The following is a 25,399-nucleotide window of genomic DNA, read 5'->3' on the forward strand; positions in this document are numbered from 1 at the left end:
CCTCGGCGGTGGGCCGGGCTGCGGCGCGGCCGCGAGATGTACGTGGGACAGGTTCTTGGCCCGCCCGGGATGCCTGGTGTGCACCTCGCCCAGGAGGGTCCGCGCAGGGCGGTCCCGATCCGCCGTCAAGAAGGGACAGCCGAGTCCCGCCGCCGCGAGACTCACGTGGGGCAGGTTCCGGGCGTGCCAGCCCTGCCTGGTGTGCACCTCGGCGGTGGGCCGGGCTGCGGCGCGGCTCCGAGAGTGACGTGGGGCAGGTTCTTGGTCCGCCCGGGATGCCTGGTGTGCACCTCGTCCGGAAGGGTCCGCACGTGGCCGACCCCGACCCGTCGTCGGGAAGGGGTAGCCGAGTCCCGCCGCCGCGAGACTCACGTGGGGCAGGTTCCGCGCCCGCGAGCCATGCCTGGTGTGCACCTCGCCGGGCGGGCCGGGCCGCAGCGCGGCTCCGAGAGTGACGTGGAGCAGGTTCCGGGCGCGGCGATCAGCTCTCCGCGGCGGCGCTCCCGGCGCCGGCCGCCCCCGGCACCCCGCGCACGGGGATGAGGGCGAGCAGGCCGACGAGCAGCACGATCCCGATGCCGAGGATGCCCCACCGCTGCTCGCCGAACAGGGTGATGAAGAGCCCGAAGAGGGCGGGGGCGAGGAAGCTGACGGCGCGGCCGGTCGTGGCGTACAGGCCGAAGATCTCGCCCTCGCGTCCGGGCGGGACGAGGCGGGCGAGGTAGCTGCGCGAGCACGCCTGGGCGGGTCCGACGAACAGGCAGAGGACGAGCCCACCGATCCAGAACGCGGTCTTCCCCGACGCCGGCAGCAGCGCCGCGGCGACCACGACGAGCGCCGCGAGGGACACGAGGATCACCGGCTTGGGGCCGATCCGGTCGTCCAGGCGGCCGCCGACGACCGCGCCGATCGCGGAAACGACGTTGGCGACGATCGCGAAGATGATGACCTCGGACGCGTCGAGCCCGAACGTGCCGGCCGCAAGGACGCCGCCGAACGTGAAGACGGCGGTCAGGCCGTCGCGGTAGACGGCGCTCGCGACGAGGAACCCGAGCAGGTGCGGGTCGGAGTGGTAGAGCCGGATCAGGCGCCGGACCAGCAGCTTGTACGAGCCGACCCAGCTCACCGACGCGGCCTCGGCGTCCCCGGGCGGGGCGGGGAAGGGGAAGCGCATGAAGAGCACGGGGATCGCGAAGAGCCCGAACCACACCGCGGCCAGCAGGGCGACGACCCGCGGCGCGAGGTCCTCCGACCCGAACGTGATCACCCCGATCGGCGGGATGAACAGGAAGAGGCAGGCGGCGAGCAGCACGATGCCGCCGAGGTAGCCCGCCGACCAGCCGACCCCCGAGACCCAGCCGGTCCGCCCGGGCGGGGCGAGCCGGTAGATCATCGCGTTGTACTCGACCTGCGCGAGCTCGTAGGCGAAGGTCCCGACGCCGAGCAGGATCAGTCCGAGCAGCAGATAGTCCGGTGCGCCCTGCACCAGGAACATCAGGGCGCTCGCCACGACGATGACCGCGGTCAGCACCCCGAGCCGACGCTGCCGCCCCTGCTCCGCCCCGGTCGCGTCGCTGCGCTGGCCGTAGACGGGCGCCGTCAGGGCGACGAGCACCCCGGCGATCGCGATCGTGGTGGCGAGCGCGGCGGACCCGCTGGCCTCGTCGGCCGCCACCCCGTTGGTGAGGTAGACGGTGAAGACGAACGTCGTGATGACGGCGTTGAACGCGGCCGATCCCCAGTCCCACGCCGCCCAGCGGACGAGTGCCCCGGTGGTGCGCGGCGTGGGAGCGGGAGTGAGCGGCACGGCCGACCCGGTGGACACGCCCCGGACGCTAGCCCACCCGGGCCTCGAACCGCCCTTTCCCGACGACGGGCGACACGCACTGCCCCGCCCGGCGCGCGTCTTCCTCCGTTCGGCGCAGTCGTCATGCTGCGGCGAAGCGGTGGTGGGTGCGGGCCGTGACGAGGATGCGTCGCACGGGCGTGGTGGGCGTCGAGAAGGGTGTCGCGGTTCTTCACGGTGCGGCGCCGACGTCACGGGGACGGGGCACGGAGGGCGTGCGCGGACGGGTGACCGCTCCGCCTCACCTGCTTCCGACACGTTTCGCGCACGCCTGATTACGTTCCGGTCACGCGATCGATCCCGATCGCGGACTCGATCGGAAGGACATGATGGTGGGAGTCATCCGCAAGGCCCTGCTGGCGACGTCGCTCATCGGCGCGGGCCTCGCGAGCACGACGGGCGCCGCGTTCGCACACGAGGGTGGGGACGACGTGACGGTGCAGAAGGGGCTGATCAACTCCAGCGACTTCGCGCCCAACACCCCGATCAACGTCTGCAACAACGACGTGCCGGTCAACGTCCTGGGCGTCCAGGTCCCGGTGCAGGACAACGCCGGGTCGATCCCGCTGCTGTCGAAGGCCGGCAAGGGCAACTCGGCGGGCATCGCGAAGTCCTGCGCGAACCCGATCCACGCCGACAACTGAGCTCGGCCGCGCCGCTGACGGCGCCCTGAACCACCACGACGCGCCCGTCCCGCCGGCCCCACCGGCGTGGCGGGCGCGTCCGTGCGTGGAAATTCGGTTACGCTCGGTGTGCGTTTGTGGCATTCCAGCGAGACGGAGGACCCGGTGCTGAAGGGGTTCAAGGACTTCCTGCTCCGCGGCAACGTGGTCGACCTCGCGGTGGCGGTGGTGATCGGAGCCGCGTTCACCGCGGTCGTCACCGCGTTCACCAGCGCGTTCCTCAAGCCGCTCATCCAGCTCGCCACGGGCGGCGGCGGGCAGCTCGCGGGGACGTTCACGGTCAACGGCGTCGTGTTCGACTACGCGTCGTTCATCAACGCCCTCATCACGTTCGTCATCACCGCGGCCGTCATCTACTTCCTCGTGGTCCTGCCGCTCAAGATCGTCGCGGAGCGCCGCAAGCGGGGCGAGGAGGCCGGGCCGGCCGAGCCCACCGACGTGGAGCTGCTCACCGAGATCCGCGACCTGCTCCGCGAGCAGTCCCGGGGCCCCCGGCGCGACGACGGCGGCACCGCCGGGCGGATCCCGCACCAGGACAGGTAGGTGCTCCGCGTGTGAGCACTAACGGTCGTGATAGCGACCTTTTCTGCTCACGTGCGCGCAGCGCACCTACTGCGCCACCCAGTACGAGAAGGACCGGTAGTCGGGGTACGGCGCGAGGAACGGCTGGCGCGGCCCCAACGACACGGTGATCTCCGGCGCGGTCACCGCCGACGCCGGGATCGTGAACGACGACTGCGCCCAGGAGTGTTCGGCCCCCGCCGGGAGCCCCGGCACCTCGGTGGCGAACGCCCAGTCGCCCACGCCACGCCCGTCGACCCCCACCGCCACGACGCCCGCCCCGGTGTTCCGGTCCTCGACCGGCTCCCGGGCGTCGACCCGCGCGGTCAGCGTCACGGGGCGCCCCGGCGTGAGGCCGCGCAGCGTGAAGTGCTCGCCGCCCACCACGTGGCGTCCGCTGTCGACGACCACGCGGCCGGCCACGTCCTGGTTGCGGATCTCGCTCTTCGGGACGATCCCGACGAGGGCCCGGTCCACGCCGTAGCCGTGTGCGGCCTCGTCGGACGGGTCGCCGACGTTGACCCGGTCCACGATCCGCCCGGGCACCGGGTCATCGGGCAGGTCGCCGCTGCCGACGTGTGACCAGTCGGCGCGCCACACGCTGATCAGGGGGCACCCGCCGGCGGTCTGGCAGATGCCGCCGAACGGCGCGTCGTCCCGGACGGGGCTCTTGAGCTGGAACGAGGTCAGCGGCTCGTCGCCGAGGATGCGGGCCTTCGGGAGTTCACCGACCGACACCAGCCCGTTGTCCTCGAAGATCGAGAAGTAGGTGGGGCGCTGCGCCGGGGGCAGGTGGGCCAGCTGCTCGTACATCGCGCCCGGGCCGTCGAGCGCGGCGCGCGCGAAGCCGGGCGTGACCAGGCCGACGAGGTCGACGATCCGTCGGTCGGAGAAGTAGGCGGTGGCTCCCACGTCGTTCACCGCGACGATGGCGTCCGGCGGCGTGTTGCCCTTGAGCCACTGCGCCACCGACACCGCCGACTCACGGATGCCCGCGGCCTGCTCGCCCTGGCGCAGCGCCCACGTCGGTGTCGAGACCACGGCGAACGCGGCGAGCACCGCGACCAGACCCGTCGTCAGGACCCGGCCGGTGCGGCGGTCGGCGGCCGCACGGCCGATCGCCCGGACGCCGAGCACGGAGAGCAGGACGACGACGGGCAGGAACGGCTGGAGGTAGCGGCCGTCGTGCCAGAGGGCGGTCTGCAACGTCGACACGGCGAACAGCACCCCGGCGAGCCCGAGCACCAGGACGCCGGCGACGGCCGGTCGTCGGGACGCGACCGCCGCGAGCCCGATCGCGGCCAGGACGACGACGCCGGGCCCGACCACCAGGGTCGTCGTGACCCCACCGACGAGCTCGAGCGCCGTCCGCGCGGTGGTCGTCACGCGGTCGACGACCTCCAGCGGCGACCCCAGCGGCAGGCTCAGGATCGACTTGGCCTCGACGCCGGTGTTCTCCGCCGAACCGGTCAGCAGCCGGTACAGCCCGAACTGCGCGAGCGCGACCAGCAGGGGCAGCACCAGCAGGAGGGCGTTCTTCCCGACAGAGCAGTTGAGCACGCCGATAGGAGGTCGGCGCCGGCGGCGCACGAGCGTCACCACGGCGCCGGCGAGCACGGCGACGACGAGGACGAGGCCCTCGGGCCGGGTGATCACGAGCGGGACCGCGACCACCGGGGTGACGACGAAGTGCCCGACCGGCTGCTCCCGCACGAACGCGAGCAGCAGCGCGGCGACGAGCAGCGCGACGAGCGCGACCTCCATCCCGCTCGTGGCGCCCCACAGCAGGGGGCCGCACAGGGCGGTGAGCACCCCCGCGACGGTGCCCACGTTCCTCGAGCCGAGCTCCCGGCCGAGCAGGGCGACGAGGACGACGGTCACGACGAAGCAGACGACGCCGAACGCGACCGCCGCGTAGAGCAGCAGCCCCGCCGGCAGCACCACCGAGGCCGCGCCCAGGAGCAGGACGTAGAGCAGGCTGCTCGCGCCCGTCGTCCGCGGGGCGCCCGCCTGGTAGCGCAGGAACTCGCCGAGGCCGATCTGGCGGGCGTACTGCAGGTGGATGTAGACGTCGTCGAGCGGGGGCACGAAGCGGCCCTGGTTGTGCGCCGCGTCCACCGCGAGGAACGCGAGCGCCGCCAGCAGGGCGAGCGCGCCGACCCCCACGAGCGCGCGGTCACCGACCAGGCGCCTCCAGTGGGGCTGCACCCGTTCCCCGTGTGGGTGATCCGCACGGGCGGCCGGGCGCGTCGGGTCCGGCTCGAGGTCGGGATCGGAGATCGTCGGGCCCCTGGTCACGACAGCTGTTCCTCCTCGTCACACGCCTCCTGCGCGGCGACCCCGCCACGGTAGGCGGCCCGCCGACACCGCCGGCGGTCGGGGGCGGGGGACACACGGTGCGTGACCAGGAGCGATGGCTCACGACGCCGGGCTCGACCCCTCCACCGGGGAGGGGCCGTCCACCGCTCGGTCGGGTCGGTTCCCGGGGTTCCGGGCGCCGTTCCCGTCACCGTGCGTGCCGACGTCACCCGGGTCGCTGACCGCGACCGGACGGCCGTCGCTCGATCCACTGAATGGCCTATCAGGATTCGGACGAGCCGTGCCGTTCCTCAGGTCGAGCACCGCGGTCGACCTGATCGGGGAGCTCGTCGGGGAAGTACGGGGTCGGGGAGGCAGCACGATGGGAACGCTGACGTCGCTCACGTCGCGGACGCGTGCGGACGGGTCGGTGGCGGAGCCGGCCCGGGTCTCCACGTTGCGCACGACGCCGCTCGTCGCCGTGCCCCTCTCGTCCGCGGAGGCCCTCGCGCCCTCCCCAGTCGGCTTCCGGACGCCGGGTGCGGGGAGCGGGACCGTCCTCCCGCTCCCCCGGACCCGGGGGACCTCGCCGACCCCCGCCGTCGTCCCGCCGGCGGCCGGGCGCCCGACCGGCACCGACCCGGCGTCGGGAACCAAGCCGCAGGACATCGCCCAGTTGACCGGGCTGCGCTTCGTCGCCGCGGTGTGGGTGCTGCTGCTGCACGCTTCCTACATCCCGGGTGACGTGTTCAGCCGGTGGACCGCCCCGATCGCGCCGCTGGTGGCGGCGGGACCGCTCGGGGTGGACCTGTTCTTCGTGCTCTCCGGGCTGGTGCTGACCCGCTCGTACCTCGCGCGGATGGGGACCCGGCCGTCGGTCGGTGGGACGGCCCGGTTCCTGCGCGCACGGATCGCCCGGGTGTGGCCGCTGTACGCGGCGGTGACGGTCGCGTTCGGCTGCTGGTGCGCGGCGCGGCTGGTGTTCGGGCGCGACGGGATCGTCGCGTGGCAGACCCCGCAGCCCTCGCTCGGCCCGCTCGGCTGGATCCGGCAGCTGACGATGACCCAGATGTGGACCTCGTCCGGCATCGAGGGCGTCTCGTTCGTGCTGCCGGCCTGGTCGGTGAGCGCGGAGTGGCTCGCCTACCTGTGCTTCCCGCTGCTGGTGCTGGGCGCGTGGCGCATCCGGTCGTGGCCCCTGCCGGTGCTGTCGGTCCTCGCGGTGCTGGCCGCGTCCCCGGTCGCGGTGGTCCCGTTCCTGACGGCGGGCTCCGGCGAGTCGGGCGCGTGGGTGTGGCTGCTGCGCATCGCCGGCGGGTTCACCGCCGGGATGCTCACGTGGCTGGTGGTCGACCGGCTGCCGCGCACGCCCGTCGTCGAGCTGTGGGCGGGCCGGCTGGTGCTCGCCGTCCTCGCCGAGACCGTGCTCGTGGCCTACTGGGCGGCGTCCGCCCCGGCGACGGCGTCGGTGCCCGCCGCCGACCGGCTCTGGCTCGCCGTCCCGATGTTCCCGGTGCTGCTCGGCGCCCTGTGCGTGGCCCGGGGTCGGCTCGTGGACTGGCTGTCCTCGCCGCGCCTGCAGCACGGTGGCCGCATCTCCTACGCGATCTACCTGGTGCACTTCCCGCTGATCGAGATCACGGTCGTGGCCATGACCCGGTTCCCGGCGCTGGCCCCGAACTCCTCGCTCGCGGCTCTCGCGATCCCGCACGTGCTCGTCGCGTCGGTGCTCCTGGCCCACCTGGCGTACCGGTGGATCGAGGAGCCGGCCCGGGGTGCGCTGACGCGCAGGTGAGCACTAACGGCCGCTATAGCGACCGTTAGTGCTCACATGAGCGGAGCTCACACGGGCAGGCGCCGGAAGATCGGCCGCGGGATGTGGCGGAGCACGCTCATCACGTAGCGGAACTGCGCGGGGGCCCAGACCAGCTCGCGGCGCTTCGTCACCGCGTCGACCGTGATCCGGGCGACCTCCTCCGGCGTTGTCGCGAGGGGCGCGGAGTCCATGCCGGCGGTCATCTTCGTCTTCACGAAGCCGGGGCGGACGATCGTCACGCCGATCCCCTCGCCGCGCAGCGCCTCGGTGAGCCCGGTGTAGAAGGCGTCCATCCCGGCCTTGGTGGAGCCGTAGACGAAGTTCGAGCGGCGGGCGCGCTCCCCGGCGACGGAGGACAACGCGACGACGTGACCGTGGCCCTGGCGGCGGAACTCGGCGGCGAGCGCCACCCCGACCGACACCGTCGCGACGTAGTTGACCTCGGCCAGCTCGACGGCGACGTCGATGTCCTGCCAGGCCTTCTCCTGGTCGCCCAGCAGCCCGAACGCGACCACTGCGACGTCGATGTCCCCGCCTGCGAACGCCTTGCGGACGGCCTCGGTGTGGACGGCGGCGTCCTTGGCGTCGAACTCGACGGTCTCGACGTGCCCGCCGGCGCGCTGGAGGCGGGCGGCGGCGTCGGCGAGGCGCGGCGACTGGCGCCCGGCCAGCACGACCCGCACCGGCCCGTCGGCGAGGTAGCGCTCGGCGATCGCCAGCCCGATCTCGGAGGTGCCCCCGAGCAGGAGGAGGGAGGACGGGTGCCCGACGGCGTCGATCATGGGTCTCCAGTCGAGAGGATCAGCTGGTCAGCGCGAGCCGACGCGACATGTCCGAGGCGAACACGCCGTCCGGGTCGGCCGCGTCGCGCACCTTGCGCCACTCGTCGAGCCGCGGGTACATCGCGGCGAACGTCGCGGCGTCGGTGCGGGAGTCCTTGGCGGTGTAGAGGCGGCCACCCATCGCGAGCACCCGGCGGTCGAGGTCGCGGCAGAAACGGCCGAGCCCGTCGACGATCGGGAAGTCCACGCAGATGTTCCAGCCCGGCATGGGGAACGAGAGCGGCGCCCGGTTCCCCTCCCCGAACTTCTTGAACACGTTGAGGAAGGAGACGTGCCCGGACGCCGCGATGTCGGCGATGATCGAGCGGAACTCCGCCTCGGCGGCCAGCGGAACGATGAACTGGTACTGCAGGAAGCCCTTCGAGCCGTAGGCCCGGTTCCAGTCCCCGAACAGGTCCAGCGGGTGGTAGAAGGCCGTGAGGTTCTGGATCTGGCCGCGCTTGTTCTTCGTCTTCCGGTAGTACAGCTCGCCGATCGCGGAGAACGAGAGCTTGTTCGCGAGGCCGTTCGGGAAGACGTCCGGCAGGTCGAGCAGCGTGGGCGCGTCGAACTTCAGCGGGTCCCGGCGCAGCTTCTCCGGCAGCTCGTCGAGCCGCGCCAGCGAGCCGCGGCCCAGGGCGGCGCGACCCAGCTTCGGCCCGGTGGAGATGGAGTCGAACCAGGCCGAGGAGTAGTCGTAGGCCTCGTCGGAGCCGTCGGAGAACCGCTCGATCGTCTCGTCGAGGTTCGCGGTGCGCTCGGTGTCGGCGACGAAGTAGGCGGTCTCGGTCTTCGTCATCCGGACCGTCGCGCGCAGGATGATCCCGGTCAGCCCGATCCCACCGACGGTCGCCCAGAACAGCTCCGACTCGGGGCCGTCGGGCTCGAGATGGCGGACGTCACCGGTGCCGGTCAGCAGGTCCATCGACACGACGTGGTTGCCGAAGCTGCCGTTCGTGTGGTGGTTCTTGCCGTGGATGTCGCTCGCGATCGCGCCGCCGATCGTCACCTGGCGGGTGCCGGGCAGCACCGGGACCCACAGGCCGAAGGGCAGCGCGACCTTCATCAGCGTGTCCAGCGAGACGCCGGCGTCGACGTCGACGAGCCCGCTCTCCGCGTCGATCGCGTGCACGCGGTGGCGGGAGGTCATGTCGACCACGAGCCCGCCCGCGTTGACCGCCGGGTCGCCGTAGGAGCGGCCGAGGCCGCGCGCGATGACGCCGCGCGGACCCGCCGTCGTGACGGCCTCGGCGAGCTGGGTGTCGGAGGCGACCTCGTCGCCGGAGAGCACGGTTGCCCGGCTCGGGGCGGTGCGGGCCCATCCGACCAGGGTCTTCACGGTGCGAGCCATCGGTATCGAGGCTAGCGCGCGACTGTCCGGGCCGGCTGCCAGGGCTAGCTCTCCCCGATCGAGAGCGGACCCGGGGTCGAGAACCCGCTGAGGGAGACCTCGCGGGAGGTGACCGCGGGCGGGACCAGCGGCGTCGTCGGGACCCAGCGCTCGAGGCTCGCGATGTCGGTCAGGGGCAGTCCCGGCAGGTAGACCGCGTAGCGCACCTGCCGGACCAGTGCCCGGGCGGTAAGCCACGGCCCGCCCTGCGAGGCGGTGTAGCTGATGTAGCCGGACTGCGCCTCGCTGCGGGCGTCGGTGGACACCCGCCAGCCGGGGAGCTCGGCGACACCGTCGCGCAGGGTCGGGAACGGGGTGCACGGGAAGAGGAACGCGCCCGGCCAGTCGACGGCGGCGGGGGTGCCGGGGGTGAGGACGTCGTTCCACGGCACGAGGCGGGCGATCCGTGGGACGGAGAAGCCCTGCGACTCCGGGGTGTCGCGGCTGCTGACCAGGCGGACCGCGACCTGGTCGACGGAGAGCGCGGGGTCGAGGCGCAGGTCGCGCGAGCGCGGGGCGTCGACGCTCGCCGACTCCGCGTACTGGGTCGCGCCCTCGTCGAGCGGCACGCGCGTGACCTGCCCGTCCGCGGCGCGGAACTCGGCCACGACGTCGCCCGTCAGGACGGGACCGGTCAGGGTCACGACGACGGGTCCGGGCGCCGCGGGCTCCTCACCCGGCGGGTAGGTCGCGGAGTCCCGGCCGGGGAGGCGGTACCAGCCGGTCGTGACGGCGGGTCCGCGCCAGGCGGGGAGGTCGGCGCCGGCCATGCTCGGGCCGTCGGGTCCGGTCGTCGGGAGGGCGCCCGGTTGCTCGGCGGGCAGCAGGCCCGCGAGCGGGTCGCGCTCGACGCGCAGCCGGTCGGCGATGCCGCACGAGTGGCCCGTCAACGACGCGACCGAGTCCGACGCCAACGTGTACGAGTCCCGCCGCTGGTAGGCGGTGCGGGCGAACGAGAGCACCTCGATGGCGACGACCAGCACGACGACGCCGATCGCGAGGGCGGGCCCCCACTCGGTGGCAGCTCCTCCTCTCATGACAGGAAAGCGTCGTTGCTGCCGTCCAGTGGCAGGTTCGCCGCTTCGTCGCAGCGCCAGGACCGCCAGGACGACCGCCACGACCGCGCCGAGCACCAGCACGGCATCGGCGAACCGGACCCCACCGAGCTGCGGCGACAGCGTCGACCACGTGATCGCGTAGCTCGAGATCCAGTGCCACTGGTTGTAGCCCGCGAGCGTCAGCCCCGACACGCCCGCGGCCACCGCGACCCCGACCGACGCGCGGCGCAGCCGCCGCGACCCGTCGTCGGGAACAGAGCGCCGCCAGGCCTCGAGGGCGAGCAGCGTGGTGGCCGTGCCGAGGACGGCGAAGGCGCCGAAGTGGTGCGTCCACTTCGTCGGGGTGAAGGCGAGCGAGACGAGGGAGAGCAGGGTGACCACGACGACGCGGCGGCTCGTCCCGGTCAGCCGGTCGCGGGCGCCGAAGGCGAGGGCGGCGAACGCGAGGACGAGCAGGAGCACGGGCGCGCGGCGGCCGAGGTTGCCCTCCGCGTCGCCGACGGTGAGCAGCGAGGCGTAGCGGACGTACTCGTCGGTCCAGGGCCGGTCGCCGCCGATGAGGGTGCGGATGCCGACGGAGTCGAGCACGGAGGCCCATGTCTGCCCCGCGTAGACCAGCACGAGGGTGAGGCCGAGGGCCGCGATCCCGACGACGAGCGTGGTCGGCTTCAGCAGCCGCAGGAGCGCGGCCGCGCCGACGAGGAGGGGGACGAAGGCCATCAGTCCGGTCGGGGTGACGGCGAGCGTGAACCCGGCGATCGCGAGCGCCCCGACGAGGGCGACCGGGCTCGACCGCTCGATCGCCCGCTCCACCAGCACGAACACCAGCGCCGACCCGACGAGCACCCACGGTTCGGGGCGGACGCCGAGGTCGTACGGCAGCCACCAGGCCAGGTAGACGACGCCGGCGAGCAGGGGCATCGACGGGGCGGTCAGGCGGGGCAGCACGCAACGGGAGAGCAGGAACCAGCCGACGATGCCCAACGCCGTGGCGGGCAGGCGCAGCCAGAACGGGGCCGGGTCGACGCCGGCGATCAGCGCCAGCACCTCGTAGAACCAGCCGAACGGCGTCTCCGGGGAGTTCAGCCAGCGGAAGACCGTGCCGACCTGCCCGTTCTGGCCGAGCGACCGGACGATCCCGGCGATGTACCCGTCGTCGACCGTCAGCGGCCCGATCACCTGCCACAGCAGCAGGCCGCCGACAACGCCGAGGTCGGCCAGGCGGGCGCGCGGACCCCTCGACGATGTGGCGTTCCTGCCACTGGACGACAGCAACGACGCTTTCCTGCCACGGAGCAGGAGCAGCGCCCCGAGGGCCACGAGGAACGCCAGGACCGCGACGACCCCGAGCGCGACCTTCCACCCGCCCGCCGTCGTCTGGAACCGGGTGTCGCCGACCGCCGAGAAGCTCAGGCCGGCCGAGGTCGCCGCGCCGGTGAACGCCCCCGCCACGGCCGGGCGGACGTCCCCGTCGGCCCGGGCGACCTCGCGACCGTCCACGGACAGGGTGGTCGCGGCGATCGTGGACTCCACGCGCAGGGAGCCGGGCGGCACCGGGTCGAACGTCCGCCCGCCGGAGGTGACGTCGAGCGTCCGGTCCGCGTCCACCCGCACCGTGAGGCCCTGGAGCGGCTCGGCGAGCGGGTCGGCCACGAGCGGCGCGGTGGAGAACAGGACGGTGCCGGGACCCGTCGCCCGCGCCGCGTCGGCGGACACCGTCACGGTCAGCGACTGCGGCTGGTAGGGCAGCATCGGGATCGCCGCGCCGGTCGGCGCCGCGGAGGTCGGCCACGCGTACGTGACGACCGGCTGGCTCACCGGCGCGAACGGGAACGCCAGGGCTGCGAGCACCGACACCAGACCGGCGACGAGGGCGACGAGCCCGAGCCGCCCCGACCTGTCGTCGGGAACAGGATCAGCCGAGGTACTCACGGCCCGAGTAGGCCTCCGTCGCGAGGGTGGGGAACCGGGTCAGGCCGCTGCGGATGACCGAGCCGACGGTGAGGTCGTAGTTGTCGGTCGGGTGGTCGTAGACGATCCGGTCGACGTTGCCCCACTGCAGCGTGGGCGGGCCGCCCGCGGTCACGGTCGAGTAGATGCGCACCGTCGCCCAGGTCCGCTCGGACTGCACCATCGTCCCGCCCCACGACTCGTAGGTCGGGTTGGTGAGGATGAATTCGGGCGTGTTCTCGGCGGCCTGCAGCCGGACGACGGGGGTCGGGGCGATCCCGTGGGCCACGGCCACCTGGTTCACGCACGGCCAGAGGACGGCGGAGAGCTGGTCGGCGAAGACCGGCGGGCCGGTCTCCGGGTCGTGGCCGTAGGAGTCGGGCCCGACCAGCGACTGCACCGGCTGCATCGCCGCGAGGTGCGGCGGGGCGACGGCGAGGGCGGTGTCCGGGCCGGCGACGCGGTCCTCGGCGACCAGACGCACCGCGGTGGGCCGCTCGCCGGGCAGCAGGACCGGGACCTCCTGCCACTGGCGGGCGGTCAGCCCGGGCGCGGGGTTGACGGTGACGGCTGTGGTGCGTGTGGGCGCCGCGGCGGGCCCGTAGCCGAACTCGAGGACGATGCGCTGGGAGTTCGGGTCGTTGCCCGCGACCGGCACCACCACGTGCGTCGCGGTCGACTGCGCGGGCACCGGGTACCAGCCCGTCGTCAGGGTCCCGAGGCCCGTGCCCTGCTGCGGGAGGTTCGGGTCGCTGGTCACGGCGTCGTGCCACAGCTCCGGGCCGCTGCCGCCGGGCGCGGGCCCGGGCGGGGGCACCGGGGCCTCGTCGGGGCCGCCGTTGCCCGGCTGCGTCAGCGCGAAGTCCCCGGTCGCGACGGCGGGGGTGACCGGCCCGCCGAGGTCGGCGGGGGTCCGCTCCATCACCTCGACGGAGTTCGACAGCTGGCACGGACGCCCGACGAGTGCCTGCAGCTGCGCGCCCGCGACCGACCAGCCCGGCGCCTGGATCACCGGCGCGTAGACCATCACGGCCACCATGAGCAGGGCGGTCATGACGACGGAGGGGACCAGCACGGCCCGGTCGGGGGTGATGCCGAAGGTCGGCCTCCGGTTCCGGCGCCGCCACGCCACGAACAGCGCGGCCAGGAGCGCGAGGCCGATCCACCAGAAGAACTGCCGCAGGAAGAACGGGCCGATGTGCGGGGCGAGGCCCTCCATGTCGAGCATCGACATGTCGGGGTCGAGGTGCTTGCCGAACGGCTGGCCGCGGTCGGAGTAGGGCTTCCAGACGTTCGGGCCCGCGAACCCGAGCACGGTCGCCCCGGTGAGCAGGGCGACGCCCGCGCCGGTCACGAGCGCGCCCGGTCGGCGCGGCAGCGGGGTCTGCAGCATCGCCAGCGTCAGCAGCAGCGTGCCCGGCGCGGCGATCGCGCCGAAGTGGTTCACCCACTTCGTCGGGCCGAGGGCCAGCAGGAACAGCGCCACCGCCGTCGTCACCGCGGTGGAGAGCGTGTAGGCGTGGATCGGGCCGTCGCTGCGGCCCCGTCGTCCGGAGCCGATGGAGACGATCACGAGCAGGACCAGGGTGAGCAGCACCGGCAGCCGGCGTCCCCACGTCCCGGTCTCGATCAGCGTCCGGTAGTGCGCCCACTCCTCGTACCAGGGGAAGGTCACGTAGTACCAGGAGTGCACGCCGGTGGCCTCGACGACGTCGCCGAAGGTCGCGTCCCCGAACCCGACCGGGATCGCGATCGTCCCTGCCGCGATCACCGCGCCGACGACCCCGAGCCGCGTCCGCCAGCTCGTCGTCTTCAGCCACCGGAAGAGCCAGGGCAGGGTCACGACGACGGGTGCGGCCGAGACCAGGCCCGACGGCGAGATCGTCACCGACAGCGCCGCGAGGGCGGTGGCCAGGATCAGCGGGCCGACGGCCTCCCGGCGCCGCGCGATCTCCGCGAGCAGGAGCACCGCGGCGAACACGGGGACGATGAACACCTCGGGCCGCAGCGCCATGCCGTAGGGCAGGAACCAGGCCAGGTGCGCGCCGAGCAGGGTCCACGGCACCCAACGGCGGCGTTCGATACGCCCCAGCGCCGTCGAGAGCACCCCGCGCAGCAGGAACCACGTGAGCAGGCCCAGGAGCAGCGGCAGGCACCGCATCCAGAGCAGGCCCCAGCCGGGCATGCCGAGCCAGTTCCCGACCGACCCCCACATCGACATCAGGTACTGGCTGCCGACGAACGGGTTCTCCGTCGTGTCGAACATGTAGATCTGGTTGCCGACGTATCCCGTGGCCCCGGCGTTGCGGGCCATGAGCAGGTACCAGGAGTCGTCGTTCTGCAGCGGGCTGAGGATCACCCACGCCGCGCTGACGACCCCGACCGCCACGTCCGCGCCGTGGAACCGCGGCCGGACGAAGCCGTGCCCGCCCCGGCCCCACCAGCGGCGTCCGGCGAGCACGAGGGTCGCGGCGAGCGCGAGGACGTGCAGGATCAGCAGCGTCAGCTTCAGGCCCGACGGGACGCTCGAGTACCGGTCGTCGGGATGGATCGTGGCAGCGAGGCCGGGCGTCCCGGGGGCGTCGGTGGCGAGTTCGGCGACCTGCGGGGCCTGGCCCGGCGCGGCGTAGAGCTGCTGTCCGTCGCGGCTCAGCGTGGTGGTGGTGCCGTCGTTGGCGAAGCGGTACACGCAGGGCGTGAGGGGGAGGACCTCGTCGACGAGGGTGGCGCCGTCGCTGGTGACCGTGACGCGGCCGCCCGAGTTCGACACGGTGAGCCCGCGCCCCGGGGTGCCGGCGCTCGTCGGCTGGGTGCGCAGGGCGTCCCCGCCGCCGCGGAGGGCCTGGCACGGCACCTCGGCGGTCATCGCCAGCGGGCGGTACGGCACGAGCGGGACGCTCGTCGAGGCCGCGGGCTGCCCCGCCTTCGGCCACGTGACGACCGGGTCGTCCGCCGTGACCGGCGCGAACGGGATCGCCACGCCCAGCAGCACGGTCACCGCCGCGAGCGCCGCGAGGAACCACCCGGACCGCACCGTCGTGCCGGGGGTGGATCGCGGCGGACCCTCCGTGGCGCGCACAGGGGTGTCCTCGACGACGGCCATGGGTGGCAACGGTATCGACGGTGCGGTGACGCACCGGTGGGGGGCGGCTCCTACCATCGGCAGGCGTGAGTGTCGAGGAGAACGCCGTGGGCCCCGCGGAAGCGGCGGTCGCCCCGGTCGCGCTGGGCCTGAGGGCGCAGCTGGTGCGCTTCGTGCTGATCGGCGGCGTCGCGGCCTGCGTCGACCTGGGCATCTACCAGCTGCTCCTGGCCCTCGGGGTGTGGGCGCCCCTGGCCAAGGGGGTGTCGTTCATCCTCGGAACGACCACGGCCTACCTGCTCAACCGGCGCTTCACGTTCGCCTCGTCCTCCGGCGGCGGCGCGAAGTTCCTGGGCTTCGTGGTGCTCTACGGCTCGACCTTCGCCGTGAACGTCGGCGTCGCGTCGCTGGTGCTGCACCTCATGGACGCCCCGTCGGTGAACCCGCCCCTCATCGCGTCCCTGCTGTCCTGGTTCGTCGCCCAGGCGTGCGCGACCACGATCAACTTCGTGGTGATGAAGTGGGTCCTCTTCAGGAGCTAGGTGCGCTTCGCGCCTGTGAGTAGTAATCCGTGCTGGGGCACGGATTACTACTCACAGGCAGCGCACCTCGTGAGCTCTCCCTCCCAGCCCAGCTGCACCATGCGGCGAGCGAGGAGCGCCGCGGTACGACAGGCGTCGCCGACCTCCTCGGTGCCGAACGTGAGCCGGGCCCGGCCCTCCAGCTCGGCAGCGTTGTCCCGCTGGCGGTCGGCGTGGGCGGTCCGCCGGTTGGCGTGGAACCGCCACCCGTCGAGGCGCGCGGTCAGCGTGCCCCGCGGCAGCTCCCACTCGTGGTCCTCGATGCGACGCCGGCCCTCGACGATCCGCGGGACCTGGCGGACTCCGGTCGGGAGCCCGTGGGCGGCGAGGACGTCGGTCGAGAAGTCCGCCTCGAGCGTGGACTCGACCCCGTCCACCAGGAGGTTCGCCGCTGCCAGCAGGACCTTCCCGTAGCGCCGTGGTGGCCGGTCCGTGAGCTCCCGGAGGAGCTCCGCCGCGTCCACCCGACGCGCGGCGGCACCTGCCGTCAGGATGCGCATCGCCTCGCGCGGGCTGCAGGCCTCGGCGGCGAGGTCGACGAGGGTCCGGACCTTCGTCGTCACCGGTGGATCGGCGTCCGCGACGATGTACCGGTAGGCACGGCTGCGGTGGACGACGACGCCCTCGCAGCCGCGCGCCGAGGACGTGTAGGGGACGGTCACGTGTACGGGCCCCTCGTCGGTGCAGCCGGGGAAGTTCCAGAGGGCGCCGGCCGAGGAGTGGCTCAACGTCGCCGCCCCGCGCACGAAGAGCAGCGCGGCCCGGCGACGCGCGTGCGGGGTCAGCTCTCCGGTGGTCAGGGCGTACACCCCGTGGAACACCGGCACCCAGCGGCGGGCGGCGACGTTCGCCTCGATCATCTCGTCGGTCATGCCGTGGCGGAGCATCTGCTCACGCGTCAGCAGCTGGTCCTGCTCGGCGGCCAGTTCCAGGAGTTCAACCCTCACAGGGGCTTGGAGTGCCGGACCGGCGATTCGGTTCCAGGTGCCTGCGGCCTGTGAGTACTAATCCGTGTTCTGACACGGATTAGTACTCACAGGACGAAGTCACCTCTCCGGCGACGGAATCCCGGGCGGCGGGTCGCCGATCTCGCCCTCGCTGTGGTTGCCCCACACGGTCTTCTCGCCGCGCACGACGTCCGGGGCCACCGTCCCGGGCGCGTAGGGCTCGAGCCGCTCGATGCGGCCCCAGTCGAGCGAGGCCTCGCCCTCCAGGTAGGACGGCACGTCCTGCTGGCGCTCGAGGACCTCGATCCACCCCATCGGCCCGCCGGCCGAGGGCTGGGACCAGGTCTCGCCACCGATCCGGAACTGCGAGGCGTCGGCGATGAGTCGGTAGGTCGGCACCTCGGCGATGCCGTCGGAGACGTCGAACGGCCGCAGGCACGGCGAGGCGAACTGCACCGGCCACTCCAGGTAGCCCGGTTGGGTGCCGACCGCCTGCGTGAACGGCACCAGCTTCGGCCCGCGCATCGGGGCCACCGCGATCCACCCGTCCGGGCCCAGCGAGCGGTCCTGGGCGACGAGGCGGACCTCGTCGGCCGTGGCGCCCTTGGTGGTGTTCAGGTTGACCTTGATCTCGCGCCACGGCGGCTCGTTGCCGCCCCCGCCGCCGAGCTGGTCGGAGCCGAGGATCTGGATCCGGCCGTCGGGGAAGCGCTTGGCGTACTGCAGGAACAGGCTGTTCCCGCCGTCGAGCCGGCCCGCCACCGAGATCACCAGCGGCGTGTTCCCGGAGCGCAGCGAGTCGTCCACCGACTGCCACGGCGTCCGCAGCACGCCGGTGGCCCGCCCGGTGGGGTCGTACGTGCCGAGGATCTGCGACGACAGGTCGTTGCGCAGCGTGTACTCGTAGCCCGACACCCCCGTGCCGCCACCGGTCGGCGGCACGGCGTCCTCGGCGTGGAAGCCGTCGTTCACCGGCGTCGGGTCGACGAGCTGCGCGAGCGGGCTGGACGCGGGGACGGTGTCCGGCGGCAGCGGCGCGGGCTGCTGCCCGGGGGCGAGCGGCACCTGCGGCGCCACGATCGGCAGCACGCCGCGGGCCGAGGGCACGAGGCCGGTGGGCGCCGGCGCGTCCGGCAGGATCCCGGCGGCCGGGCTGCCCTCCACCTTGACGTCGTCGGCGAGCCCGCACGACGTGGAGAACCCGGTGCGCAGCACGTCGCCGCCCAGGGAGAAGCTGTCCCACTGCTTGTCGATCGCCTTGCCCATCGACGCCATCTGGAACAGCACGAGCGCCCCGCAGATCACCGCGATCGGCGCCGACCCGATCCGCAGCGCCCGCGCCCGTCGCTCCACGGCGCTCCCGGAGCGGGAGCCGCGGAGCTTCTTCAACGGTCCGCCGGCCGACGCGAGGAGCTTCGTCCACCGTCCCGACGACGGGTCGCGCGGCTCCTGCGGCACACCCCGCAGGTGCTCGATGGCGGCCACGACGAGGAAGACGAACGCGACCCCGAGGAGCAGCGTGGAGGCCTGGTAGCCGTGGTAGGAGGGCGGCTTGTCGTTCCAGGGCACGCCCCAGTTGTTCGTGTACCACCAGGTGTTCGGGCCGGTGAACGCGAGCGCGAGGGTCGCGAACACGGCGGCGAGGAACAGCGAGCGGTTGCGCCGCGAGCGCAGCACGTCCGACGACGTGGCGAGTGCGGTCAGTGCCGCCATGCCGGAGCCGAGCGCGGCGAACGCCCCGAAGTGGTGGGTCCACTTCGTCGGGGTCAGCGCGAGCACGAGGAAGCCCAGCAGCGTCGTGCCGATGAGCCGCTGCGACGGGCCGAGGGCGGCGCCCTTGATGCGGTTGCGGCGCAGCAGCACCACCAGGCACACCACGAGCCCGAGGATCAGCAGCAGGACCGGCGCCCGGCGCTCCAGCGAGCCGTCCGCGGAGACCGAGAAGAGCGACTCGTAGCGGACCACCTCCTGGTACCAGGTGTAGTTCGGGCCCAGGAGGAAGCGGACCCGGTTCGCCTCCATCACCGCCGCGTAGGTCTGGTCGGCGAACACGGCGACGAGCACGATCAGGCCCGCCGAGAGGATCGGCAGCAGCACCGGCAGCCAGCCCAGGCGGCGGACCCGCTCCTGGACGAGGCGGAACAGGGGGCGGGCCGCGGCGAGGAACGGGGCGACCGCCATGAGGCCGGTCGGCGTGGCGGCGAGGGCGAACGCGGCGGCGACCAGGCCGAGCGCCACCGGCGCGAGCCGGCGGGTGGCCACGGCCCGCTCCACCGAGCAGAACGCGAGCAGCGCGGAGATGACGGCCACCGGCTCGGGGCGCAGCCCGTTGTTGAACGGCAGCCAGAACATCAGGAAGACCATCGCGGCGGCCCAGCCCGCGGCCTTGGAGCGCCGGACCTGCTGGCCGAGCCGGGGGAGCATCTCCCGGCTGATCAGCATCCAGGACACGATGCCCATGAACACCGACGGCAGGCGCATCCAGAGGACGTTGTCGCTGACCTGCACCCACACCGCGTACAGCTCGTAGAACCAGCCGAACGGCGCCTCGGGGACGTTGAACCAGCGGTAGTAGTTGCCGATGTAGCCGGCGCTCTCCCGGGCGCGGGCGATGCCGAGGATGTAGCCGTCGTCGGAGGTCTGGGACCCGATCACCGCCCAGACGGCGAGCCCGGCGACGACCACGCCGTCCCGCCAGGTCGGGAGCCACCAGCGGCGCGGTGCGAGCCGCGGGGCCCGGCGGCCGGCGCGGGTGTCGAGCACGTGCAGCGCCCACACCGCGCCGAGGAAGCACAGGATCGCGAGGATGCCGGCCAGGGTCTTGAACTCGGTCGCCGTCGTCTGGAAGCGCGTGTCCGGCGTGATCGAGACGCTGGTGCCGGAGACCGGGTCGCGGTTCTGGTCGAGGTCGGAGTAGATCCCGACGACCTGCGGGCGGAAGTCCCCGCCCAGCACCGTGTCGGCGCCGGCGCCGAGGTTGATGACGGTCTCGGAGAAGTCCGAGGTGATCGTGACGTTGCAGGGACCGGTCGGGATCGGCTCCTGGGCGGCCTGCTGCCCGCGGTCCGCGACCGTGAGCTGACCGTCGTCGACGAAGAGCTGCATGCCGACCTGGGCGCCCTGCGGCGAGAGCGGCGGGGTCGTGGAGAGCACGGTCGCGCGCTGGGTGGCGCGGGCGTCGAGGCTGCGGATGGCCGCGCAGGGGATCGTCGCCGTCATCGACTCCGGCCGGAACGCGACCAGGGGCGCGTCGACCGAGCGGGTCCCGTTCGCGGCGCTGGGCCACTGGATCGTCGCGGTGTCCTGCACGACCGGCAGGAACGGGTAGAGCACCGCGAGCACCGAGCCGAGCCCGCCGAGCACGATCGCGATCCAGCGCCAGCGGCGCAGCACGCGCTCGTCCCCGCCCGACGCCGGGGCGGGGCGGGTGCCGTTGCTCGTGGAGTGCGTGGTCGGCGGGACGGAGTCCGAGGTCAGCACGTGGTGCGTCCTGACATGGGGCGAACCTCCGGGGGGAGACGGCGCGGCGCGGTGCGCGACCGTGTGGCGGGGAGGGGAGCGGGGCTCATGCCCGGCGGAACCTCTCGCGGCGACCGAGCCGGACGAGGCGCAGCCAGTCGCGCAGTGCCCGCGGGTCGCGTCGTTCCACGAGGAAGTACCAGCCGAAGCGCAGGTGCTCGATGGCGCCCAGCTTGCGCAGACCCGGCTGCGCGAGCAGGTAGCCGCGGTTGCGGTAGGTGTAGTAGCGCTTGGTCGCGTCGCCCGGATCCTGGGCGTGCAGCCGACCGCCGAGCATCGGTTTGAACTCGTCGGACCCGTCGGGGTGGACGTAGGCCGTCGTCAGGCACGTCCCGTAGGGAAGACCCGAGCGCATGAGGCGGCGGTGCAGTTCGACCTCGTCACCGCGCACGAACAGGCGGAGATCGGGGACGCCCACCACATCGAGTGTCCCGGCGCGGAAGAGCGCGCCGTTGAACAGGTGCGCGATGCCGGGCATCAGCTCGCCGTCGCCGAACCCGTCGAGGTCGCTGCGGCGCCGCACCCAGGTCAGGCCGCGGCGCAGCGGGAACGCGAGCCGCTCCGGGTCGGCGGCGTCCGCGATCACCGGCGAGACCTCCGCGAGGCCCCGGCGCTCGGCGACCTCGAGCAGCGTCGCGAGCACGTGCTCGTCGGCGGGGCGCCCGTCGTCGTCGGCCATCCAGAGCCAGTCCGCGCCCGCGGCGAGCGCGGTGAGCAGGCCGAGGGCGTAGCCGCCGGCGCCGCCGAGGTTGTGCTGCGAGGGCAGGTAGGTGACCGGCAGCCCGCAGGACTCGACCACCTCGCGGGTCTTCTCGTCCGGCCCGTTGTCCACCACCACGAGATGGTCCGGACGGCGGGTCTGGCCCGCGATGACCGCGAGGCCGTCGGCCAGCAGCTCGGGGCGGTGCCGGGTGACGACGACCGCGTGGACGGTGCCGCCCGTCACGGGTGCACCCGTCCGCCGTCCGGGGCCCGTCCCGCTCCGATCCGCTCGAGCGTCTCGGGGCTCAGGGTCTCGAAGAGATCCCGGCCCTTGTAGTGGCTGACCACCTCGCGCAGGGTGCCCTGCTCCTTGATCTCGCCCGTGTCCATCCAGATCGCGGTGTCGCACAGCTCGACGAGGAACTCGTCGGAGTGCGAGGCGAACACGAGCATGCCGGAGCGGGCGACGAGGTCGCGGAGCCGGTCGCGCGCCTTCTCGAGGAAGGCCGCGTCGACCGCGCCGATGCCCTCGTCGAGGATGAGGATCTCGGGGTCGATCGAGGTGACGACGCCGAGCGCGAGCCGCACCCGCATGCCCGTCGAGTAGGTGCGCAGCGGCATCCGCAGGTAGTCGCCGAGCTCGGTGAACTCCGCGATCTCGTCGACCCGGCGTTCCATCTCGCGGCGGGTCATGCCGAGGAAGAGCCCGCGGATGAGGATGTTCTCCAACCCGGAGATCTCGGGATCCATCCCGACGGCGAGGTCGAAGACCGGGGCGACACGCCCCCGGATACGTGCGCGGCCGCGCGTCGGTTCGTAGATGCCGGCGAGCAGACGCAGCAGCGTGGACTTGCCCGCGCCGTTGTGCCCCACGAGCCCGACGCGGTCGCCGGCCTGCAGCGACAGGTCGATGTCGCGCAGGGCCTCCACCACCGGGACCTTCGCATCGGTGATGCGCCCGCCCGCCCGGCCGAGCACCGACTTCTTGAGGCTGCGGTTCTTCGCGTCGAAGATCGGGAAGTCGACGCTCGCGCCCTGGACCTCGATCGAGACCATGTCAGCTCACACCCAGTACGCGACGCGCGAGCGGTAGTTGCGCAGCGCGATCAGGGCCAGCGTCCAGCCGACCACGGTGATCACGCCGACGACCGCCCAGTGCGTCCAGCTCTGCACCTGCCCCACGAGCGGGGCCCGGAAGATCTCGATGAAGTGGTAGAAGGGGTTCAGCTTCGCGAGCTGCTCGACGATCGCCCGCGCGCTGCCGGGTTCGCCGCCGCGCAGCAGATCGGGGGTCCAGATGATCGGCGTCATCGTGAAGAACAGCTGCATGAAGCTGGAGACCACCGGCGGGATGTCCCGGAACCGGGTGGCGATGATGCCGAACAGCAGCGTCACCCAGAGGCCGTTCGCCACGATGAGGACGAAGGCGGGGATCGCGAGCAGCGCCGCCCAGGAGAGCCCGGGGTGCAGGGTGCCCGGCAGGTCCAGCGTCCCGGGCACCTTCGCGATCATCCGGTAGGGCTCGTCGAGCTGGTTGAAGAAGATCACCAGCACGATGACGTAGACGACCACGTTGTGGGCGAAGAAGAGGACCTGGCGCCACACCGTGCGGAACACGTAGATCATCAGCGGGGCCGGCAGGAAGCGGATGAGGCCCTCGTTGGCGATGAAGGTCTCGGTCCCCTCCAGCACGCAGGCGCTGATGAAGTACCAGATCATGAAGCCGACGGTCACGTACGGCATGAAGGTGCCGATCGGCTGGCCGAACAGCTGGGAGTAGAGCCCGCCGAGCGCCGCCGCCGTCACGGCCATGCTGATCGTGATCCACAGCGGGCCGATCGTGGAGCGGCGGTAGCGCTGCTTGATGTCCTGCCACCCGAGGTGACCCCACAGCTCGCGCTGGGCGACCGCCTGGCGGATGTCGGCGAAGGCGCGCGACCAGGAGCGCGGGGACGCCCCGTGCAGACGCGACTCCGCGGCGTCGTCACCCGACGGATCGTCGGCGCCGGGACGCGCGAGTGCAGGGACGGCCACGGTCAGTGAGCGTACCCAGCGGGGTGTGTGGTCCCCGGGGGCAGGGCGGTCGGAGCCTCAGAGGTACTGGCCGGTCGCCCCCTGCGACCCGGTGCTGCCGCCCGACCCCGCGGGGAGGCCGCGACGCATCTGCTCGAGCTGCATGCGGGCGGCCATCTGCTGGGCGACGAGCGCCGTCTGGATGCCGTGGAAGAGGCCCTCGAGCCACCCGACGAGCTGGGCCTGGGCGATCCGGAGCTCGCCGTCGGAGGGGGCGTCGTCGCCCTCGAACGGGGCGATGATGCGGGCCAGCTCCTCGCGGAGCTCGGGGGACAGCGCCGACTCGAGCTCGGCGAGGCTCGACGCGTGGATCTCCTTGAGCCGACGACGGCTGGCGTCGTCCAGCTCGGTGGCCCGCACCTCCTCGAGGAGCTGCTTGATCATCGTGCCGATCCGCATGACCTTCGCCGGCTCCTCGACGGCGGACGAGAGGTCCTCGCGCCCGCCCTCGGGCTCCTCTCCCGCCTCGCCGTTCTCGCCGGACGGCATCCGCACGGTCCCCACGGGCCGGCCGTCGGCGCCGACGATCATCACCTGGTCGCCCGCGGAGACCCCGGGACCGTCGCCTGACTGCTCGCTCATGTCCGTCATCCTGACGGATACCCGGTGCGACCCGTGCGCGGAAGGTGTGTCGGGTGGCGTGACGCCGCACCGTCAGCCGGCCCACCGTTGACTGCGCCGGTCGAGCCCTCTGCCGACCGGTACCCTCCGCCGGTCGAGCGGTCGACCGACCGGGCTCGGTCACGGCGGGCAGCCGACGTAGCGTTCCCGAGCATGACGGTGGACGTCGCTCGGGTCCGGGGGCAGGTCCCCGCGCTCGGTGACGGCTGGGTCCACCTCGACGCGCCGGCTGGGATGCAGGTGCCCGAGCAGGTCGCCACGGCGGTGTCCGCCGCCCTGCGCGCGCCGGTGTCGCCGCCGGGCTCGGTGTTCCCCGCCTCGCAGCGCGGGGGCGCGATCATCGACGCCGCCCGTCGAGCGGTGGCCGACCTCGTCGGCGCGGATCCCAAGGGCGTGGTCCTCGGGGCGTCGGTGGGCTCGCTGCTGGAACGGCTGGCCGACGCGCTGTCCGCGACGTGGTCCCTGGGCGACGAGGTCGTCGTCTCCCGGCTGGACGACCGGGCGAACGTACTGCCCTGGACCCGCGCCTGCTCGCGGACGGGCGCGGCCGTGCGGTGGGCCGAGGTCGACATCGAGTCGTGCGAGCTGCCCAGCTGGCAGTACGACGACCTGCTCGGGCCGCGCACCCGTGTCGTCACCGTCACCGCGGCGTGCAGTCACCTCGGTACCCGCACGGAGATCGCGGCCATCGCCCGCAAGGTGCACGCCCTGCCGACGCCGTCCTCCGGGGTGGAGCCGCTGATGGTCGTGGACGCCTCGGCGGCCGCGCCCTACCTCCCGCTGGACCTCGACACCATGGGCGCCGACGTCATGGTGCTCTCCGCCGCGGCCTGGGGCGGCCCGTCGGTGGGCGCGCTGGTCTTCCGCCAGCCCGAGATTCTCGACCGGTTGCCCGCCGTGTCCTACGACGCCGCCGCCCGCGGGCCGGAGCGGCTCGAGCTCGGCGACGCCCCCGTGGCGCTGCTCGCGGGCCTGGCCGCCTCGGTCGACCACCTCGCCGAGCTGGACGACCGCGCCCGGGGTTCGCGCCGCGACCGCGTGCTGACCTCGATGTCCTCGCTGCGGGCCCACCACGACGAGCTGACCGCCCACCTCGTCCAGGAACTCCGCTACCTGCCCGGCGTCACCGTCATCGGCGACCCGGCCCGCCGGATCCCGACGGTCGCGTTCGTGGTCGCGGGCCGCACCGCCCAGGAGGTCGCCGAACGCGTGGCCGACCGGGGGGTCTGCGTGCTGATCGACCCCGGGGACCAGGGGGCCCTCGAGGTGATCGGCGGGGCCGAGATCGGCGGCGTCGTCAAGGTCGGCCTCGCGCACTACACCTCGCGCGCCGACGTGGACGCGCTGCTGGGGGCCCTGTCGCGCATGTGAGCTGCGCTCACGTGAGCATTAACGGTCGCGATAGAGCCTGTCGAACTTTGTAGTTCGATGACTGCCCCGCGGTAGGTGAT

At 73.1% G+C, this 25,399-nt stretch carries 17 protein-coding genes; 5 read left to right on the top strand and 12 right to left on the bottom strand.

Features of this window, described 5'->3' with window-relative positions; genetic code table 11:
* Positions 1-481: 481 nt before the first annotated feature.
* On the bottom strand, positions 482-1,825 hold the full coding sequence (locus BJ983_RS23085; protein ID WP_179795952.1) for an MFS transporter: 1,344 nt from the start codon (positions 1,823-1,825) through the stop codon (positions 482-484).
* A gap of 353 nt (positions 1,826-2,178) precedes the next feature.
* On the opposite strand from BJ983_RS23085, the gene BJ983_RS23090 reads away from it, so the two are divergent.
* Both BJ983_RS23090 and mscL read left to right on the top strand, forming a co-directional pair.
* Positions 2,179-2,490: a hypothetical protein gene (locus BJ983_RS23090; protein WP_218890420.1), complete on the top strand. Its 312-nt coding sequence runs from the start codon at positions 2,179-2,181 to the stop codon at positions 2,488-2,490.
* Between the two features lie 144 nt (positions 2,491-2,634).
* Entirely contained in the window at positions 2,635-3,072 is a 438-nt protein-coding gene (gene mscL, locus BJ983_RS23095) for a large conductance mechanosensitive channel protein MscL (RefSeq protein WP_179795954.1), read from the top strand.
* A gap of 66 nt (positions 3,073-3,138) precedes the next feature.
* Here mscL and BJ983_RS23100 read toward each other — a convergent pair whose 3' ends face one another.
* Complete coding sequence (locus tag BJ983_RS23100; protein WP_179795955.1) at positions 3,139-5,388, bottom strand: hypothetical protein; 2,250 nt, start codon at positions 5,386-5,388, stop codon at positions 3,139-3,141.
* A gap of 382 nt (positions 5,389-5,770) precedes the next feature.
* On the opposite strand from BJ983_RS23100, the gene BJ983_RS23105 reads away from it, so the two are divergent.
* Positions 5,771-7,183, top strand: a complete 1,413-nt coding sequence (locus tag BJ983_RS23105; RefSeq protein WP_179795956.1) for an acyltransferase family protein — start codon at positions 5,771-5,773, stop codon at positions 7,181-7,183.
* A 47-nt stretch (positions 7,184-7,230) separates the two neighbouring features.
* Here BJ983_RS23105 and dprE2 read toward each other — a convergent pair whose 3' ends face one another.
* Genes dprE2 through BJ983_RS23125 form a run of 4 tightly spaced genes read right to left on the bottom strand, consistent with a single transcriptional unit; the run spans position 7,231 to position 15,526 of the window.
* Positions 7,231-7,986, bottom strand: a complete 756-nt coding sequence (gene dprE2, locus BJ983_RS23110) for a decaprenylphospho-beta-D-erythro-pentofuranosid-2-ulose 2-reductase (RefSeq protein ID WP_179795957.1) — start codon at positions 7,984-7,986, stop codon at positions 7,231-7,233.
* A gap of 19 nt (positions 7,987-8,005) precedes the next feature.
* The gene (gene dprE1, locus BJ983_RS23115) at positions 8,006-9,376 is read right to left on the bottom strand and encodes a decaprenylphosphoryl-beta-D-ribose oxidase (protein WP_179795958.1); all 1,371 of its coding nucleotides are present in this window, start codon (positions 9,374-9,376) and stop codon (positions 8,006-8,008) included.
* A 44-nt stretch (positions 9,377-9,420) separates the two neighbouring features.
* Positions 9,421-12,405, bottom strand: coding sequence for an arabinosyltransferase domain-containing protein (locus BJ983_RS23120; protein WP_179795959.1), 2,985 nt, complete (start codon positions 12,403-12,405; stop codon positions 9,421-9,423).
* Positions 12,389-15,526, bottom strand: coding sequence for an arabinosyltransferase domain-containing protein (locus BJ983_RS23125; protein WP_179795960.1), 3,138 nt, complete (start codon positions 15,524-15,526; stop codon positions 12,389-12,391). Before BJ983_RS23125 ends, BJ983_RS23120 begins: the two co-directional genes overlap by 17 nt.
* A 65-nt stretch (positions 15,527-15,591) precedes the next feature.
* Here BJ983_RS23125 and BJ983_RS23130 point away from each other — a divergent pair, with 65 nt between their 5' ends.
* Entirely contained in the window at positions 15,592-16,047 is a 456-nt protein-coding gene (locus BJ983_RS23130) for a GtrA family protein (protein ID WP_343054316.1), read from the top strand.
* Positions 16,048-16,094: 47 nt separating this feature from the next.
* On the opposite strand, the gene BJ983_RS23135 is transcribed toward BJ983_RS23130, so the two are convergent.
* The 6 genes from BJ983_RS23135 to BJ983_RS23160 form a co-directional block, all read right to left on the bottom strand.
* On the bottom strand, positions 16,095-17,033 hold the full coding sequence (locus tag BJ983_RS23135) for a type IV toxin-antitoxin system AbiEi family antitoxin domain-containing protein (protein ID WP_179795961.1): 939 nt from the start codon (positions 17,031-17,033) through the stop codon (positions 16,095-16,097).
* Between the two features lie 99 nt (positions 17,034-17,132).
* On the bottom strand, positions 17,133-20,513 hold the full coding sequence (locus tag BJ983_RS23140; RefSeq protein ID WP_179795962.1) for an arabinosyltransferase domain-containing protein: 3,381 nt from the start codon (positions 20,511-20,513) through the stop codon (positions 17,133-17,135).
* Between the two features lie 85 nt (positions 20,514-20,598).
* Entirely contained in the window at positions 20,599-21,498 is a 900-nt protein-coding gene (gene glfT1 / locus BJ983_RS23145; protein ID WP_179795963.1) for a galactofuranosyltransferase GlfT1, read from the bottom strand.
* Positions 21,495-22,310 (bottom strand): galactan export ABC transporter ATP-binding subunit Wzt/RfbE, encoded by an 816-nt coding sequence (gene wzt, locus BJ983_RS23150; protein ID WP_179795964.1) that lies wholly within the window; start codon positions 22,308-22,310, stop codon positions 21,495-21,497. The genes glfT1 and wzt overlap by 4 nt, the downstream gene beginning before the upstream one ends.
* Positions 22,311-22,316: 6 nt before the next feature.
* Positions 22,317-23,219, bottom strand: coding sequence for a galactan export ABC transporter permease subunit Wzm/RfbD (gene wzm, locus BJ983_RS23155; protein WP_179798171.1), 903 nt, complete (start codon positions 23,217-23,219; stop codon positions 22,317-22,319).
* 126 nt (positions 23,220-23,345) lie between these two features.
* Positions 23,346-23,918 (bottom strand): bacterial proteasome activator family protein, encoded by a 573-nt coding sequence (locus BJ983_RS23160; RefSeq protein ID WP_281376293.1) that lies wholly within the window; start codon positions 23,916-23,918, stop codon positions 23,346-23,348.
* Between the two features lie 183 nt (positions 23,919-24,101).
* On the opposite strand from BJ983_RS23160, the gene BJ983_RS23165 reads away from it, so the two are divergent.
* Complete coding sequence (locus BJ983_RS23165) at positions 24,102-25,319, top strand: cysteine desulfurase-like protein (RefSeq protein WP_179795966.1); 1,218 nt, start codon at positions 24,102-24,104, stop codon at positions 25,317-25,319.
* Positions 25,320-25,399: the final 80 nt, after the last annotated feature.

Source organism: Actinomycetospora corticicola, assembly GCF_013409505.1.
GTDB lineage: Bacteria > Actinomycetota > Actinomycetes > Mycobacteriales > Pseudonocardiaceae > Actinomycetospora > Actinomycetospora corticicola.